Origin of the sequence: Leeuwenhoekiella sp. NPDC079379 (assembly GCF_044542075.1) — a bacterium.
Taxonomy (GTDB): Bacteria; Bacteroidota; Bacteroidia; order Flavobacteriales; family Flavobacteriaceae; genus Leeuwenhoekiella.
The window spans coordinates 204,642-220,930 of the sequence record NZ_JBITTU010000007.1 but is presented as its reverse complement, the minus strand read 5'-3'; the positions used below and the strand labels follow the sequence as shown (position 1 = coordinate 220,930).

15 protein-coding genes are annotated in these 16,289 nt (G+C 32.0%); 11 read left to right on the top strand and 4 right to left on the bottom strand.

The genetic code is table 11. From position 1 onward, the window contains the following. Positions 1-142: 142 nt before the first annotated feature. The 3 genes from ACIGAM_RS14290 (at position 143) to ACIGAM_RS14280 (ending at position 2,610) form a co-directional block, all read left to right on the top strand. Positions 143-958, top strand: a complete 816-nt coding sequence (locus ACIGAM_RS14290) for a DUF6371 domain-containing protein (protein WP_396512150.1) — start codon at positions 143-145, stop codon at positions 956-958. A gap of 195 nt (positions 959-1,153) precedes the next feature. After that, entirely contained in the window at positions 1,154-1,681 is a 528-nt protein-coding gene (locus ACIGAM_RS14285) for a BfmA/BtgA family mobilization protein (protein WP_396512149.1), read from the top strand. Beyond that, complete coding sequence (locus ACIGAM_RS14280) at positions 1,681-2,610, top strand: DUF5712 family protein (protein WP_396512148.1); 930 nt, start codon at positions 1,681-1,683, stop codon at positions 2,608-2,610. The genes ACIGAM_RS14285 and ACIGAM_RS14280 overlap by 1 nt, the downstream gene beginning before the upstream one ends. A gap of 20 nt (positions 2,611-2,630) precedes the next feature. Here ACIGAM_RS14280 and ACIGAM_RS14275 read toward each other — a convergent pair whose 3' ends face one another. Next, positions 2,631-3,056: a hypothetical protein gene (locus ACIGAM_RS14275; RefSeq protein ID WP_396512147.1), complete on the bottom strand. Its 426-nt coding sequence runs from the start codon at positions 3,054-3,056 to the stop codon at positions 2,631-2,633. 99 nt (positions 3,057-3,155) lie between these two features. After that, entirely contained in the window at positions 3,156-3,482 is a 327-nt protein-coding gene (locus tag ACIGAM_RS14270; RefSeq protein ID WP_128756050.1) for a hypothetical protein, read from the bottom strand. Between the two features lie 386 nt (positions 3,483-3,868). Between ACIGAM_RS14270 and ACIGAM_RS14265 the strand changes: the two genes are divergently transcribed. Continuing rightward, a complete protein-coding gene (locus ACIGAM_RS14265; protein ID WP_396512146.1) occupies positions 3,869-4,051 on the top strand; it encodes a DNA repair protein in 183 nt (60 codons plus the stop codon). 66 nt (positions 4,052-4,117) lie between these two features. On the opposite strand, the gene ACIGAM_RS14260 is transcribed toward ACIGAM_RS14265, so the two are convergent. Next, complete coding sequence (locus ACIGAM_RS14260; RefSeq protein WP_396512145.1) at positions 4,118-4,258, bottom strand: hypothetical protein; 141 nt, start codon at positions 4,256-4,258, stop codon at positions 4,118-4,120. A 234-nt stretch (positions 4,259-4,492) separates the two neighbouring features. On the opposite strand from ACIGAM_RS14260, the gene ACIGAM_RS14255 reads away from it, so the two are divergent. From ACIGAM_RS14255 to ACIGAM_RS14225, 7 genes are all read left to right on the top strand, one after another. Continuing rightward, complete coding sequence (locus tag ACIGAM_RS14255) at positions 4,493-6,088, top strand: type I restriction-modification system subunit M (protein WP_396512144.1); 1,596 nt, start codon at positions 4,493-4,495, stop codon at positions 6,086-6,088. A 1-nt stretch (position 6,089) separates the two neighbouring features. After that, positions 6,090-7,286, top strand: coding sequence for a restriction endonuclease subunit S (locus ACIGAM_RS14250; protein WP_396512143.1), 1,197 nt, complete (start codon positions 6,090-6,092; stop codon positions 7,284-7,286). 2 nt (positions 7,287-7,288) lie between these two features. Then, positions 7,289-8,491 (top strand): PD-(D/E)XK nuclease family protein, encoded by a 1,203-nt coding sequence (locus ACIGAM_RS14245; protein ID WP_396512142.1) that lies wholly within the window; start codon positions 7,289-7,291, stop codon positions 8,489-8,491. A 167-nt stretch (positions 8,492-8,658) separates the two neighbouring features. Beyond that, positions 8,659-9,201 carry a hypothetical protein gene (locus tag ACIGAM_RS14240; protein WP_396512141.1) on the top strand — a complete coding sequence of 181 codons (543 nt, stop codon included), beginning with the start codon at positions 8,659-8,661 and terminating at the stop codon, positions 9,199-9,201. Next, complete coding sequence (locus ACIGAM_RS14235) at positions 9,191-9,658, top strand: transcriptional regulator (protein ID WP_396512140.1); 468 nt, start codon at positions 9,191-9,193, stop codon at positions 9,656-9,658. The genes ACIGAM_RS14240 and ACIGAM_RS14235 overlap by 11 nt, the downstream gene beginning before the upstream one ends. Further along, a complete protein-coding gene (locus tag ACIGAM_RS14230; RefSeq protein ID WP_396512139.1) occupies positions 9,658-10,086 on the top strand; it encodes a hypothetical protein in 429 nt (142 codons plus the stop codon). Before ACIGAM_RS14235 ends, ACIGAM_RS14230 begins: the two co-directional genes overlap by 1 nt. A 44-nt stretch (positions 10,087-10,130) precedes the next feature. Next, positions 10,131-12,977: a type I restriction endonuclease subunit R gene (locus ACIGAM_RS14225; protein WP_396512138.1), complete on the top strand. Its 2,847-nt coding sequence runs from the start codon at positions 10,131-10,133 to the stop codon at positions 12,975-12,977. Between the two features lie 393 nt (positions 12,978-13,370). On the opposite strand, the gene ACIGAM_RS14220 is transcribed toward ACIGAM_RS14225, so the two are convergent. After that, positions 13,371-16,262, bottom strand: coding sequence for a DEAD/DEAH box helicase (locus ACIGAM_RS14220; protein ID WP_396512137.1), 2,892 nt, complete (start codon positions 16,260-16,262; stop codon positions 13,371-13,373). Between the last annotated feature and the right edge of the window lie 27 nt (positions 16,263-16,289).

The window sequence follows — 16,289 nt, the reverse complement described above, 5'->3', positions numbered from 1 at the left end:
GGTTTGATGAAGAATTTAAATTCTTCATCAAACCTGAACTAAATAATAACTATTTATCGAATTTTAAGGTGTCCTAAAAAGGGGAAGCCTACATAGTGAGCCTTATTCTCCAACCATAGAGAAGAGTTTTGCTATACCTAAATTGGAACAGGAGACGTCATATCATAGCTTAAAAGAGCTTCAAAGTACATTGGTTAATAATGCAGAAAATAATTTTATTCAATTTTTATACAAAATGTTTGATCAATTTAATGTGGATAAAATGCTAAGGGATTATAGAGTAGGAACTGCTGTCAGTTGGCACAATGCAACCGTTTTTTGGCAGATTGATCAAGAAGAAAAAATTAGAGGTGGAAAAATTATCAGCTATAATAAAATGGGAAAACGCACAAAATACATTAATTGGATACACGCTACTCAAATAAAAAATAAAGAAATAAATAGCTTTCATTTAAAACAGTGTCTCTTTGGTTTACATCTAACTAACCAAGCTCAAAAAGTTATAGCTATAGTTGAATCAGAGAAGACGGCCTGCATTATGAGTCTGCTCTTCGATAAGTATATATGGCTAGCAGCTGGAAGCCTTAGCGGATTAACTGAGAGCAAATTGAAACCATTGAGGGATAGAAAAATAATACTTTATCCAGATTTAGGCATAAGTGAAAAAACAAAAAGTCCGTTTGAACAATGGTGTTTAAAACAGAAGTATTTTGAAAAAAAAGGTTTTGATGTAGCTATATCAGATTTACTTGAACGAAAAGGAAATGAAATGCATAAGCGAGAGGGTTATGATTTGGCAGATTATTTTTTAGAAAATAATAGTAATAAACCAAGAAAATTAATATCCGGTCATCATCAAAAGTATATAAGCCTTTATATGAAGAATAAGAACCTAAAAACCTTGATTGATGTTTTTGATTTAGAGGATGAAAATGGGGATCAGATTTATCTTCTATAGATTCAAAATTTTGCTGTAGTGTATTACGAAAGTAATAGCTAGTAGAACAGGGGCTGAGCCCCTAATTCAACTAGCTCTGCGAGGCTTAAAACCTTGCTATTATTGTGCTAAGGCCAATTAAGAAAATATATCGATTTATATAAAAAATATAAATTGTGTTTTAAGTTATTGATTATCAAGTATAAAAATTATAAAATGACAAAAAAAAGTATTCTAATTTCAGCACATTACCATAAAGCACTTAAGAAACTATCAAAAACTTATAATTTGAGTTTCTATAAGATGGTAGAAGAAATGATAAACTATTTTAGTAAAACAGGGATTGATCCTAGTAAGCCTAAAAATGAAAGTCCCACAAGAGCATTGAAAGAATTAGATCATAGGCTTATTTCATTTATAAAAGCTCAAGAAAGAGATATTTTAAAGCCTCTTAGAAATGAAGTTTATAATTATTCTAAAAAACAATTCTTTGAAATAAAAGCACTACAAACTGAAATTAATAAAAAATTTATCGCATTAGATAAAAATACTGAAAACAGGTCAAATGAAGTTTTAAAACAAATCTCAAGTTTAAAAGTTCTTAATGAAATGAATAATAAAAGGCAATCAGAAATCCTTTCAGAATTAAAATATCAGAAAAAGATTATCACTGCGATAGCCCAGCATTTAAATGAAAAAAGCGAATCAAAAGTTTTTAATAGATTAAAACAAATCTTTGAATAATGCCTATATCTAAACCTCATAGCTCTTTGGGTTCTAAAAACTCGGGTAGTTGTTACAACCTTGCTCGTTATTTGGAAAAGGAAAATCGAGAATTAGAAAATCTTTTAAACAAGAATAATTCTTTAAAAGATATAGCCAATTATTCGAATCGAAAACAGGATTTTTTTAACCATACAAAAAGTGATATTAGTATTATTGAAGTAGTTGACTCTATTGATAATAATATTAAAAAATTATGTAAGAAGGATTCAAAATTTTTTGCTCCAACCATTAATTTTAGTCAAGAAGAGCAAGAGCATATAATTTCATTAATTACTGAAGAAGAAGTGAAAACTGTTTGGGAACTTAATCAGAAACAGTTTGAGCTTTACAACGAATTGTTGCGAGGGTATATTTTAAGAGTAATGAATAACTACGCTTTAAACTTTAACAGAAAGGACAAAGGCTTACTCTCAGGAGATGACCTCCTTTATTTCGCAAAAATTGAGCATTTCAGAAAATTTAAGGGAACTGATACAAAAACCAAATCAGGAGAGTTTAAAAGTGGAGATTATAAACCAGGTCTAAATTCACATGTTCACATATTAGTAAGTCGTAAGGATAAGACACAAAGGTTAAAGCTGACGCCAACCACTAAGGAGAGATCCACACAACGTAAAATCGGAAATAATGATTATCAAGTTGGGTTTGATCGTAAAAAGTGGACCGACTTAAATGAAAAATCTTTTGATGCTTATTTCAAATATGATAGACCAGAACTTGAAAAGTTTGAGAATCAATACACACTTAAAAATGGATCACCTTTTGAAAATGATAAGTTAAAACAAAAAATTAAATCAAAAGCATTAGAGAAAAGAGAGCTTAAACAAAGGGTATCTATCTTCGATAGAAATGATAAGGACGTTAAAACAATAAGATTGAAAAAATAAATAAGTTGTTGTTGAAAGAATCAGAATATAAAATCAAATGCATTTATTTCCCTTCTGCTCGCTTTAAATTTCTCTAGCTCAAATTTATATTCAAAATCTGATAAAGCATCGTAGTTGGTCTCTAAATCCTCAGGGAAGTATTTTATGCATTCAAGATCAAACGAGAAAGCTTGAGATTCTTCATATTTTGAATATTCATCAGCAATCTCTAAGTACAGTAAATTTAAAAAATTTAAAAAGGAATCATCTTGAAATGACTCTGATGTATGTTCTAGAAGCCAATTCACAAACTCCGGAGCAAATGCACCCAAGCCACCATTAGTTTTCCATTTTGGAAAGGCTAAATCGAGAAAATGTAATATTTCTTCAAGCTGAACAGAACCTGAGTAGTTATATGAGATCTGATCATAGAAGGGGTCGAAGTATTGAAGGGTTTCTTGATGCATTTTCAGGATTTGAGGTTTTATTAAAATTAATAAATATGAAGCAAAATACATTCGTTTTTGACTTAGATATAAAGCAGAAGGGAATAAAAGGATACCCCCTTATTTATCTTTTAATGCTAAATCTCTGAATTCAATCAATTTTGTTTTTAATATATGAAATTTCAGAATTTGATTAGTTATATTATACTCCGGGTTATTAATTTCTCTAAAAAGAATATGAGATTTTCCAATTATAATCCATTTAGGATTTATCATTAATTCTTCAATCCCCTTCATAATTAAGCCCTCTTCAAAGCCACTTACATCTAGTTCAACTACAAAATAATATTTATTAAATTCTTTGAACCCTTCTTTATCGTGTAGGTTATTTTTTTTGATAAAGTATTTAAGCAGTCCAATAATTATATTTTTATTTTTGAAATACATTACATATATCTAAAACTAATGATTAATATTATGAGAGTGGTCTAGATGTTAGGATTATGGTTTAGAACCTAAAATAATCTTAAATATCTCTCTTTTAAAAACCTGCTGTTGGCAGCTACTTTTATTCTTTTTCTATTGTATCGGGTGTAATGACTTCCTTATTTTTCTCTTTGAAAAATTTAGACTCAGCTTTAAAGTTTTTATATTCCTTTGTCCCTCTAAATTCTCTGAGTATAGGAAATTCTTCTAAGCGTTCAATGTTTGTTTGATTTCAAGTAACATCGGTAAAATTGTAGGCTTTTCGGAAACAGGAAAACCTATACAATTAACAGAAAATAAAGCATTTCTAATGAATAAATTTAAGTATATCAAAATTAATAAAAGCTGTGAAAAACTATCTTACATATAAAAATTATAAAGGTACCATTGAGTATAGTTCTTCTGATGGAGTTTGGTATGGAAAATTTCTTGAGATAAACCATCTCGTTATCTACGAGGCCAATTCTAGAGAAGATTTGCGAAAGGCTTTTATTGAAGCTGTAGATGATTTAAAGACGATCAGCAGGTAAAATGAAAATCAGCACCTATTAGTTAAATTAAGTGCTGACTTTACCAAAGCTAAAATAGGCAGGTCATTAATCCCCGGGCTTATGCTTATGAGGTTTTAGGCCTGGGTGCTTCGGTTTAGTTTCAGGGTTAACCCGTCTTCTTTTATCAGGACTTCCATCTTCTTTTTTGGGTTTGGGACCGGGCTTAATTGCTTTGATCGTTTCCATAAGTTTTTTGGTTTGAGTAATTAATAGTAACTGGTATTGAATAAATTTAACCATAACCAACTGATTATCATTACAGAATTCCTCATTCTGAGTAAAATATATATTTATATATTCCTTTTAAATCGTTTCCCAGGATCTCCTTTTCAAAAAACAAACCGGTTTATTCAATTCTATCGAATTGCCGTGCGTAAGTTTCTTATTTTTGAACGTTACGATTATTACTAATTCAAATTCATGTCTGAAGATCAAAAAAAGCAACTCGAAAAAAAATTATGGGCTATTGCTAACCTTCTTAGGGGCAAAATGGATGCAGACGATTACAGAAACTACATCTTAGGCTTTATCTTCTTTAAATACCTCTCTGAGAAGCTACACATCTATGCAGATGAGATATTAGCCCCAGACAACCTCACGTATGAGCAACTAGACGAAAACTCAGATAACGGTAAACTCTATATAGAAGCCGTTAGAAAAGCTTGTGTTAAGAATCTGGGATACTTCTTAAAGCCAACCGAACTTTTCACCTCTATAGCTCAAAAAGGGAACAATCTTAACGAGGTAGAAACCAACGATAATGATGAAGCAAAGCAGTTCTTCATTATAGAAGATCTTGAGCGCATTCTTACAAATATTGAGCAAAGTACAATGGGTACAGACTCAGAAGATGATTTTGTACGCTTGTTTGAAGATCTCGATTTGACATCTTCTAAGTTGGGTAGAACAGCAAAGGCACAGAACGAAATCATAGCCAAAATACTTACGCATCTTGATCAGATAGACTTTCAGTTAAAGAACTCAGATAGTGATCTACTGGGTGATGCTTACGAATATCTAATAGGTGAGTTTGCAGCGGGTGCAGGTAAAAAAGCAGGTGAGTTTTATACGCCACAGGCAGTATCTACTATATTGGCAAAAATTGTTACGACACGTAAGACCCGTATCAAGTCTGTATATGACCCTACGTGTGGTAGTGGTTCGTTGCTGTTGAGAGTAGCCAGAGAAGTAGTTGATGTTGGTTTCTTTTATGGGCAAGAATTAAACCGTACGACTTATAACCTGGCACGAATGAATATGATTCTGCACGATGTACACTACAGCAAGTTTGATATCAAGCAGGAAGATACTTTAGAAGAACCCCAGCACGAAGAATTACGCGCAGAGGCTATTGTGGCTAATCCTCCGTTTTCGGCAAAATGGAGTGCCAAGAGTATTTTTAGTACCGATGACCGCTTTAGCCAGTACGGTAAGTTAGCTCCTAAAACAAAAGCAGATTTTGCCTTTGTACAGCATATGGTGCATCATCTCGATGAAAACGGGATAATGGCAACCGTTTTACCGCATGGGGTATTGTTTCGTGGGAGTTCTGAAGCGCATATAAGACGCTATTTAATTGAAGATAGAAACTATATAGATGCCGTTATAGGTTTACCTGCAAATATCTTTTTTGGCACCGGGATACCAACGTGTATTTTGGTAATTAAAAAATGTAGAGAAGTTGATGAAGATATTTTGTTTATAGATGCCAGTAATCATTTTGAAAAACAAGGTAAAGACAACAAGCTTTTACCGGAACATATAGATGCTATCGTAGACACGTATAAAGAGCGATTAGTAAAAGACAAGTACAGTTACAAAGCAACTTTAAAAGAAATTGCTGAGAACGATTATAACCTTAATATACCGCGTTATGTAGACACCTTTGAGGAAGAAGAGCCAATTGATATTAATACAGTTGCTCAAGAGATACAGGTCTTAGATAGCGAGCTGGCAAAGACCGATTCTCAAATTGCAGATTTTTGTAAACAACTCAATATTGAAACTCCTTTTTAAAATGGAAAAGCAATTTATACCCAAACTGAGGTTTCCTGAGTTTAATAATAAATATTCAAAGTATGAATTTTCCGATATAGTCAAAAGAGGAAAAAAATCTTACAACCCCAGTAAAGATCCTGAAAATTTACCTTGTATTGAACTTGAGAGTTTAACGCAAGGAACAGGTCAATTAATCAAAACTTTTGATTCAAAGAGCTTAAAAAGTAACAAAACGCGATTTTCAAAAAACGAAGTTTTGTTTGGAAAATTGAGACCATATTTAAAAAAATTCCTTTTAACAAATTTTGAGGGTGTATGCACTTCTGAAATATTGGTTTTTCAAGGAAAATTAACATCTAATGAGTATCTATTTTATTTAATCCAAACAGAAAAATTTAATTACGAATCAAATGTTTCTTCAGGTTCAAAAATGCCTAGAACTGATTGGGATTATCTTTCTGGTATTAAATTTTCAATTCCCACTTTATCAGAAGAACAACAAAAAATCGCTTCCTTCCTTACTGCGGTAGATACTAAAATCAATCAACTTACTAAAAAGAAAGAACTCCTTGAACAGTATAAGAAAGGGGTTATGCAGAAGATTTTTAGTCAGGAGATACGGTTTAAAGATGATAATGGTAATGATTTTCCTGAATGGGAAGAGAAGAGATTAAGTAAGATTACTAAGTATTATGATGGTACTCATCAAACACCAAATTATGTTTCCGAAGGTATCCCATTTTACAGTGTCGAGCATGTCACAGCCAACCAATTTGAGAAAACCAAATACATTTCTGAAGAGGTTTTTGACAAAGAGAATAAAAGAGTAAAGCTGGAAAAGGGAGATATTCTAATGACCAGAATTGGTAATGTTGGTAAGGCTAAATATATCGACTGGAATGTTAAAGCTTCATTTTATGTTAGTTTAGCTTTGATAAAACAAGGTTCATCGTTTTCAAGTAAGTATCTCGCTCAATATATAAATGCTGAGCCTTTTCAGCGTGAACTATGGAAGAGAATAATTCATGTAGCTTTTCCCATAAAGATTAATTTAGGAGAGATAGGTAACTGTATAGTTAAATTACCTTGCAGAGAAGAGCAAACCAAAATTTCTAATTTTCTGAGCGCTGTAGACGATAAGATTGAAGCGTTAACAACTCAAATAGAGAAAACCACCACCTTTAAAAAAGGGCTTTTGCAGCAAATGTTTGTCTAATTATGGAAGTAGCACTATCAACATATAAAAAGCTTTTAAGTGAAACGTCACGAATTATTAGCCATCAAAAGGATTTAGCTCAATTAAGAGGAGAGAATTTTAATGTGTTCTCCATCTTAAAAATGGAAAGCAGAGAGAATGAGACACATTCAGCATTTTTAGGTGAGCTGTTAAATCCTAATGGCTCTCACGGGTTAGGGACACTCTTTTTAGAGCTTTTTTTAAAACAATTAGATGTCTCTCACCTCGAAGTAGATTCTACAACGGTCAAGTTGGAGCATTACATAGGGGGAGTCAAGATTAAAGATGTCTCAGGTGGTCGCATTGATATCTTCATTGAAGATGCAGCGGGAAATAGTATCTGTATTGAAAATAAAATTTATGCGTCAGATCAGGAAGTTCAAATAGCGAGATACTGTAATTACAACACATATAAAAACAAAGTCTATTATTTAACTCTTGAAGGGGATGCTCCGTCGGAAGATAGCTCTATTGATAAAAGAATTGATATAGACTTTTATGCCTTGAGCTATAAGTCTGAAATTTTAGAGTGGTTAGAGCAATGCCAAAAGGAAGCAACACGATTACCTATTCTTAGGGAATCAATAAACCAGTACGGAATTTTAATAAAAAAACTAACCAATCAATTATCGGATAGTAAAATGGAAAAGGAAGTTGAAAATATAATAATTGCGAACTATCAAGCTGCAAGTGTAATTGGCGATAATATTTGGAAGGTAGAATTAAAGTATGCAGAGAAGTTAATTGATGAGATTTGCCAAGCGCTTACGGATTCACTATCAGATGATTTTAAAATTTTTGAAAGAGAAGATCTTAAAATTGCTTGGACGGGAATTTATATATCACATAAAAATTGGCCAGAACACGTATATGTAAAATTGGAAGGCAACTCAAAAATACCGTGGAGCACATCCATTTATGGTATAATGGCATCTAAAGATAAATTTAACAGGGAAAGCGTTAAATCATTATTAGTAGATGTTGAGCTTTTTAAAAGTGGATTTAAAGAAAGTAAAGTTTGGCCCTATTATAAAGAAATACTGAGCTTAGGTACTTCAGAAGACAGGCTCAAACTTTTTAATGATCCCGAAAGAGCAGGTTTGGTTAAAGGGCTGTCTGATAAATTGGAAGAGCTGGCTTTACTATGTGAAGAGCCTTTTTCTAGATTGGAAAGTACAAATTAAACCGTTAGGTATAGAGATTTCAATAATGAATGAACTCCTTTATTTAAAAGTTTTTAGATTAAAAAAAATTCTATGACTAGATTAAAAAAAGTTGATGTTAAATTGAGGTTAATAAGAACAAATAGTTGTTCATGAAATGTTAATAAGTAAACCTAGAGGTTGATTTTATGAAAATAGTTGATATATTCGCACAACAATTATGTTCCGTTGCTTACAAAAAAAAAGGTGCGGATGAATATGATATTTGTGAGTATGATAGGTTATTAGATTTATGGACAGACGTTAGCTATCTTTATCAATATGCAAAAACGAATAACATAAAAGAAATCAACAAGTTTGTTAAGGCAAGACTTAAAGATGCTGAAAAAATAGAAAACTTTCTCGATGAACTAATTGAAGAGAAAATTTCATTAGATGCATATTTCCACCAATTAGATAATCAAGAAACTGGATATAAATTACTATCACTTCGCAAGGGTAAAACTTCAAATAAAGATGGTCTACGTTTTTATGCAATTAAAATTGATGATGACTGCTTTTTAATAACTGGTGGCGCTATTAAAATGAGCCTGAAAAATGATGATCATAAAGATACAAGGGAAGAAATGAAAAAGATTGATAAGGTGAAATCCTTTTTGAAAGAGAATGGTGTTATTGATTATGATTCATTTTATGAATTTAGAATAGAAAATGAAAGCAATGACAAATAAAGAAAAATTTAATAATCTAATTTCTAGAGAAAAAGCTAATTCAGTTTCAATTAATAGAGACCGAATAAAAAATAGAGCACGCTTGAGAGAATCTCAAGACATTGCTCTAAAGGTACTAAGTAAACTGGATGAGTTAAATTGGTCTCAACGTAAATTAGCGTCAGAATTAAAAGTATCCCCTCAACAGGTAAGTAAAATTATAAAAGGTAAAGAGAATTTAACTTTAGAAACTGTAGTAAAGCTTCAGCAGGTATTAGATATTCCGATTCTAGCAAGTTTTTACGAGAACAAAATACAAGCATTTTCTTTTGACGAGTTTTTGAAATCTGATATATCTCAACAGATCGAGAATATTTCATCTGGAATTTCTTTTTATAAAAAAGAATTTATTAAAGGCTTCAATGTTGAGCCAAAAATGGTTTCAGTAAAAGAATATAGATATCAAATGGCCTCGTAATGAAAGAAGAGAAAATTGGGTTTGCATTAGTTGGTATAAAAACAGAGCAATTTGCTACTTTCAATGATAACTATAAAGAAAAAGCTAAAATTGAATTAAAAACAGGCTTGGAATTTAAATTCAATTTGGATGAAAAATTAATAGCAGTCATAGTTACAGTCATATTTGAGCAAAATAAAAAGCCCTTTTTGAAATTAGAAGTTAGTTGTCAATTCAAGATTGAGGATGCTTCATTTAGTAGTTTTTGTAAGGATTCAAAGATTATTTTGCCAAAAGGATTTATGACTCATTTAACTATGATAACAGTAAGTTCGGTAAGAGGTGTACTTCATGCTAAAACAGAAGGTTCAGTTTTCAATAAATATATGTTGCCAACATTAGATGTAACAAAAATGGTAACGGAGGACGTAGAATTTCCTTTGAATTAAAGTGAGGTTTAATAATGGGACTTGATATTTTACTTCGTCAGTAAATGACCACACAACCAGAACAGGTATTAGAAAACAATCTAGTAAATCAGCTAATAAGTCTGGGGTACAAATCCGTAGTTATTCGAACAGAAGAAGACCTACTGACAAATCTAAAAGCTCAATTAGAGAAGCATAATAAGACCACTTTTACAGCAGCTGAGTTTGATCGAATACTTATTCACCTTTCTAAAGGTAATATCTTCGATAAAGCAAAGACACTCCGCGATAAATATGTGCTTCAAAAAGACAATGGTGATAAGGATTTCGTTGAATTTATAAATCAGGATTTTTGGTGTCAGAACGAGTTTCAGGTGACCAATCAGGTTACCATAAACGGCAAGAGAGAAAATAGATACGATGTTACAATCCTTGTCAACGGGTTGCCTTTAGTTCAAATAGAGTTAAAGCGAAGGGGTATAGAGCTAAAAGAAGCCTTCAATCAGGTACAGCGTTATCAGAATGAGTCTTACGCTTCAAATAATGCCCTATTTAATTACGTGCAGATATTTGTGGTAAGTAATGGAGTGGGGACAAAGTATTATGCTAATCACCGTAAGCAAAGCTTTAAGTTCACTTCGTTTTGGGGAGACGAGAAGAATAAAAAGATTACACAGTTAGATGAATTTGCAGGTATCTTTTTAGAGCCTTGCCATATCGCTAAAATGATAACTAAGTATATCGTCTTACACGAGAGTGATAAGATCTTAATGGTGCTTAGACCTTATCAGTTCTATGCAGTCGAGGCAATCATAGATCGGGTTAAGAACAGTGATAAAAATGGCTACATCTGGCATACCACAGGGTCAGGTAAAACACTCACTTCTTTTAAAGCCAGCCAAATACTAACTCACAACCCTAAAATTAAAAAGGTTGTTTTCGTGGTTGATAGACAGGATCTGGATGATCAGACTGTTAGGGAATTTAGAGCTTTTGATAAAGATAGTATTGATGGTACTGAGAATACTAAAATGCTTATACAGCAGTTTTTAGACGATAATAGGCCGCTATTAGTAACTACTATTCAAAAGCTGAACGGTACTATTAAGAAAGCTAAATTCAGAAATCAAATTGAAAAGCTTAAAGATGAGAGGATTGTTTTCATTTTTGATGAGTGCCACCGTTCTCAGTTCGGAGATACCCATAGACGCATAGTAAGTTTCTTTACTAACCACCAATTATTTGGTTTTACAGGAACTCCAATTTTTGTTAAGAATGCCATTAGTAAAAAAGGGATTAAGCAAACTACCGCAAACCTATTTCACGATTGCCTACATCGCTATGTTATTACCGATGCTATTAGAGATGAGAACGTTTTAAAATTTTCAATTGAGTATTATAACGTATTCAAATCTAAAGAGGGGTTTGATGATATTAAGGTAGAAGATATAGATAAGCAAGAGGTTTATGAGAGTGAGAATTATATAAATGCAATAACTAACTATATCCTAGCAAATCATAACCGTAAAACTCATCACAGGACGTTTACGGCTATTTTGTGTGTAAGCAGCGTAGATATTCTAATTAAGTATTATGATCTCTTAAAAGCCAAGAAAGATGAGGGTAAACATCATTTAAATATAGCTACCATATTTTCATACGCAGCTAACCCAGAAGATGCTTCAGCCAATGGTGAGATTGTAGAAGAAGATTTTCCAGATATGATGATGGCGGCAGAACCTTCAGTAGGTTACGGTGTTATTCCTCATAAGGATAAGTTAGATGAGTGTATAGAAGACTACAACAGGCAATTTGGCTCAAAACATTCTGCAAAGGATGGCAATACCTTTCTAAACTACAAGAAGGACATTTCTAAGCGTGTAAAGAACAAGCAGATTGATATTCTTTTAGTTGTGAATATGTTTTTAACGGGTTTTGATAGCAAGTCCTTAAATACGCTCTATGTGGATAAAAATTTAAATTATCACGGTCTCATACAGGCCTATTCCCGAACGAATAGAATTTTAAATGAAAAGAAATCTCAGGGTAATATATTGGCTTTCCGTAATCTGAAGCAAAATACTGATGATGCTATAGCACTCTTTTCAGACAAGAATGCAAAGGAGACTATTACAATTGATCCTTATGATGATCAGGTTAAGAAATTTAACGCAGCATATAAAGCTTTAATGGCTATAGCCCCCACTGTAGATGGCGTCAACGATCTAGTAAGTGAAGAAGATGAATTAGAGTTTGCGAAAGCCTTTAGGGAAATAATGCGTCTAAAAAATATCTTATCCTCATTTGTAGAATTTACATTTGAAGACACCTATATGAAGGAGCAGGAGTTTGCAGACTACACTAGCAAATACCTAGACCTCTATGATAAGATTAAAACCAACAATTTAAAAGAGTCGGTTTCTATTTTAGATGAAATTGATTTTGAGTTAGAGCTTATACATCGGGACGAAATAAACGTTGCCTATATTTTAAAGTTATTAGCAAAACTGAAAGATGCTAAGCCAAAAGATCAAGCCAAACAGAAAAAGCAAATTATAGACTTAATAGCGGGTGAAACGGAGCTTAGAAGCAAACGTGACCTGATAGAGAAGTTCATTCAAAATAACCTACCTAAAATAAGTGAGAGTGATGATGTAGAAGGTGAATTTAATACTTACTGGAAAACTGAAACTAAAAGTGCTCTTCAAGCTTTAAGTTCTACAGAAGCTCTGAATCAGCAAAAGGTAGAAGACATCATAAATGATTTTCTGTTTACGGGCCGAATGGCTACCGAAGATGAAATTATCGAAGCCTTACAGAAGCAGCCAAGTGTTTTACAAAGGGAAACTATAAGTATGCGTATCACTAATAAAATTCAGAATTTCGTTTCTACTTTTATTAGTGGTATTTAGCTATAAATAGAGAATTTAAAAAAAACGATATCTGTATTAAGGTTTGATGCCCTATACCTAATTTTAGAAAATTTGCTTTAAATAAAAATCACTTATTTTTTAGGGGTGGGGGTGTAATTGCATTAATCTTTTGATGATATATTTTAAAAGTTCACATTCTACTGTTTCAATTAAGAAAATGTTGTAATGCACGATGTATATTAATGGTGCATTACGACGAATCTATAATTTAGATGTAGGTATTTTATTGAATGCTATCATTTTGCATTTCAAGCTTATGGTCTAATTTTAAAAGTAGAGGTTTTTATGGATTAACTTTTTGGTTTAATATTGACCTCTATTTTATGTTTATACTTTCATTTTAGTATTTACTCCGCTATTTTTCATATACTTTTATGAACCCCAAATTTCTAATTCAGCCATACTACCTAAAATTCTTTCATACATTGGAATAGCTAACTCATATATATTGTTATTATTTCTATCACGGTCTGAAACTTGCTGTATATCAAAACCTGGTTGTGGTAAAATTATATTATAAGTCCAATTATTAATTTTAAAGTTATCCGCTAACGTTTCCCAAGTAGCTTGATTTGTTATTATTAATTCTGAATTACCTTGGATACGTTCTCTAAGTCTATCTATTAATGACACAGATGATACCCAGTGAATACTGCGCATTGCTTGAGTAAAAAGAATATCACAGTCAGCTTTTCTACGACCTGGAATTTCTCCATGAGAAGCTTTACAATGGATGAAATGTACTTGTTTAGTGCTTTGCTGAAACCAAATTAAATCTGCAATTTCATTAGCCCCATCATCAAGTATTAAAACATCACTGTTAATTTCAAAATCAGGTCTAATCAATTCTATTGTTTTGTTAATTACAGGAAGAGCATTTGCTGTAGGAACTCGAATATATCTTTCAGCACAAATATTACAATCACTCCAATCTTTCACTTTCCAAATATTAGAAGGTAAATTTTCTATATTTTGATTTGGAGTTATTTTATTTCTTCCTTCAATTACAGAACCTGTAGGCATAATTAAAGAGGGATAAAATTCATTTAGTATTTCTTCTAATGATTTTTCAATGATATCATTTTCACTTTTATCAGCTCTAACTCTTATTTCACTATCTGTAATTAGTGTCCAAATTTTATCTTCGGTTAGACTCATTAATATGTCATATTCAAATTCATTTATTTTTATTTGACATTCTAATCGATTATTATCTACATCTAAGCTTAGTGGTAGTATTTCAGGAATACAATTCCTTATTGGTTCTTCATGATTAATATGGATGATTGTCGAATAGGCACGGAAAAACAGATCGTTAGGAATTATTGCGATTGGTAATTCCTCAATATTATTTATTGGTTCTGAACTAGCTAAAAACGAAAGACCTGGTAAATTAGCTATTACTGGTCCATCTTCAATTAGATTCACTAATGAATCACACCAATTTTTAAACTCTTCCGAAGTCCCTCTTTTCATTGCCCACACTCGGCCTTTTTTGGTAGCGAGACCCCAAGTCTTCTTTAAATCTAATTTCAATAATGCATGGCCTGTACTGAAAACTCGTCCTTCGCTTGCTCTGACTGAAGCTTGAACACCACTTCCAATTACAGTTTTATATGATGGTTGGGATGCTCCTTGAGAAACAGCGTTTTTCATACCAACCATAATATAATCACTTTGTCGAAATTGTGATAGTATTTTATAAAGCCTACTATGTGGTAATCTTCTTAAACCAGATTTGATTAGCTCTTTTTTAAATGAACCAAAAGCTTTTTCACTTGTTGTTAGTTCAAATAAAAGATTGCTATCAGAATGATGATACAATAAGTGTACATCCAACAGATCTTCAATATGGATTTCATTATTAGCCCATTCCAAGGGTTTGTCATAAGCCGTAACGATAATTAGCGGAGAATCATCATTCTGTTGTTCTATTCTAAGAATCTCAAAAGGTTTTTTTGCATTAATTTCTTCGACATTTTCAAATTCAAAATTATTTGATGTTTCATAAATCAAAGCACTAAAAAAAACATTCAGTTCAGGCATTTGAAAATCAACTTCTTTTGCTTGACTAGACTTATAATGTCTCGCCCTTTGCATTTGTTCATCAATTAACTGAGGAATGAGTTTTCCCCAAGTTTCATCTGATTTATATAGTTTATAGACTTCACCTTTTACTTCGTCTCTATTTGCAATAAGTGTAGCATTACCCTCTTGATCTTCAGGTTGTCTAGAAATTCGACCGAGAAATTGAATTGTATATGGAATTGAACGAGGTGTTGCATGTAAAACAGCAACCTTTAAATAAGGAATATCTAGACCTTCACTAGCAATTCCAACACAAACTAAACCGTCTAACTCATTATTTTTAACTTTAGCTACTAGTTGTGAGTTTACATTAGCGGATCGTTTGTAGTGAATATAGTCTACATTAAAACCATTTTCATTATAAAGTTGAGTTAGTAAAATAGAATCTTCTATTCTATCGGTTCTTATCAAGATTGAAGCATTTGGATTTAACTCTTTTTCTTTTTGAAAAACATCAAAAGCCGAATTCATTAATGCTTCGTTAGTATTTTGTATACCAGCCCTTTCACCAACAAAACTTACTTCTCTCATTATGTTATCTTCTAAAGCTTTATCAATAGAATAATGATAAATTAATTTGGCTTTCATTCTTTTTCTGTCTCGCCTAAAAGGTGTTGCGGTAAAAAAGACTCTTTTTAATTCTGAATAAAAATCATTTAGTTTTCGCCAAGTTTCGGCAGGCTCATGATGCGCTTCATCAACTAATACAGCATCTATCAAATCTATTGGAATTGGTTCAATGTCCTTATAATATGGAGATATACTGTTTGGATGGGCTACAATTACATCATGTTCATTCAAGATAACTTCCCATTGTTCTCTGTTTTTTTGTCGTTTTGTAACTTCAAAGACATTTGTTTTACCAATATCATCAGGCAAACAGTTTGCTTTCTTCAAAACTTCTAAAGTTTTGAATTGTTCAGCGATTTGTCTGCGTAGGATTTTAGAAGGAACTACTATTAATATTTTTTTAAGATTTAATTCAAAGCAAGTAGCCATCATCAATGCAGTTTTACCAGAACCAGTTGGCATACTTATTAAAGAAGCTATTTCATTTGATGAAGTGGTAAAATGACTTTTTAGAGCCCAAATTGCACCTAATTGGCATTTTCTTAAACCATTTCCTTCAACCGGTTGTAGTTTAAATAATTCTTTGTTTTCAATAAAAAAAGCCATAGAATATGTTTCAGAATTTGGTTATTT

Bases quoted from the DNA above. Each gene is read 5' to 3' on its own strand.
- ACIGAM_RS14285 (WP_396512149.1), top strand. From the start codon at position 1,154: ATGACAAAAAAAAGTATTCTAATTTCAGCACATTACCATAAAGCACTT.
- ACIGAM_RS14280 (WP_396512148.1), top strand. From the start codon at position 1,681: ATGCCTATATCTAAACCTCATAGCTCTTTGGGTTCTAAAAACTCGGGT.
- ACIGAM_RS14275 (WP_396512147.1), bottom strand. From the start codon at position 3,056: ATGCATCAAGAAACCCTTCAATACTTCGACCCCTTCTATGATCAGATC.
- ACIGAM_RS14270 (WP_128756050.1), bottom strand. From the start codon at position 3,482: ATGTATTTCAAAAATAAAAATATAATTATTGGACTGCTTAAATACTTT.
- ACIGAM_RS14260 (WP_396512145.1), bottom strand. From the start codon at position 4,258: ATGGAAACGATCAAAGCAATTAAGCCCGGTCCCAAACCCAAAAAAGAA.
- ACIGAM_RS14255 (WP_396512144.1), top strand. From the start codon at position 4,493: ATGTCTGAAGATCAAAAAAAGCAACTCGAAAAAAAATTATGGGCTATT.
- ACIGAM_RS14250 (WP_396512143.1), top strand. From the start codon at position 6,090: ATGGAAAAGCAATTTATACCCAAACTGAGGTTTCCTGAGTTTAATAAT.
- ACIGAM_RS14245 (WP_396512142.1), top strand. From the start codon at position 7,289: ATGGAAGTAGCACTATCAACATATAAAAAGCTTTTAAGTGAAACGTCA.
- ACIGAM_RS14240 (WP_396512141.1), top strand. From the start codon at position 8,659: ATGAAAATAGTTGATATATTCGCACAACAATTATGTTCCGTTGCTTAC.
- ACIGAM_RS14235 (WP_396512140.1), top strand. From the start codon at position 9,191: ATGACAAATAAAGAAAAATTTAATAATCTAATTTCTAGAGAAAAAGCT.
- ACIGAM_RS14230 (WP_396512139.1), top strand. From the start codon at position 9,658: ATGAAAGAAGAGAAAATTGGGTTTGCATTAGTTGGTATAAAAACAGAG.
- ACIGAM_RS14225 (WP_396512138.1), top strand. From the start codon at position 10,131: ATGACCACACAACCAGAACAGGTATTAGAAAACAATCTAGTAAATCAG.
- ACIGAM_RS14220 (WP_396512137.1), bottom strand. From the start codon at position 16,262: ATGGCTTTTTTTATTGAAAACAAAGAATTATTTAAACTACAACCGGTT.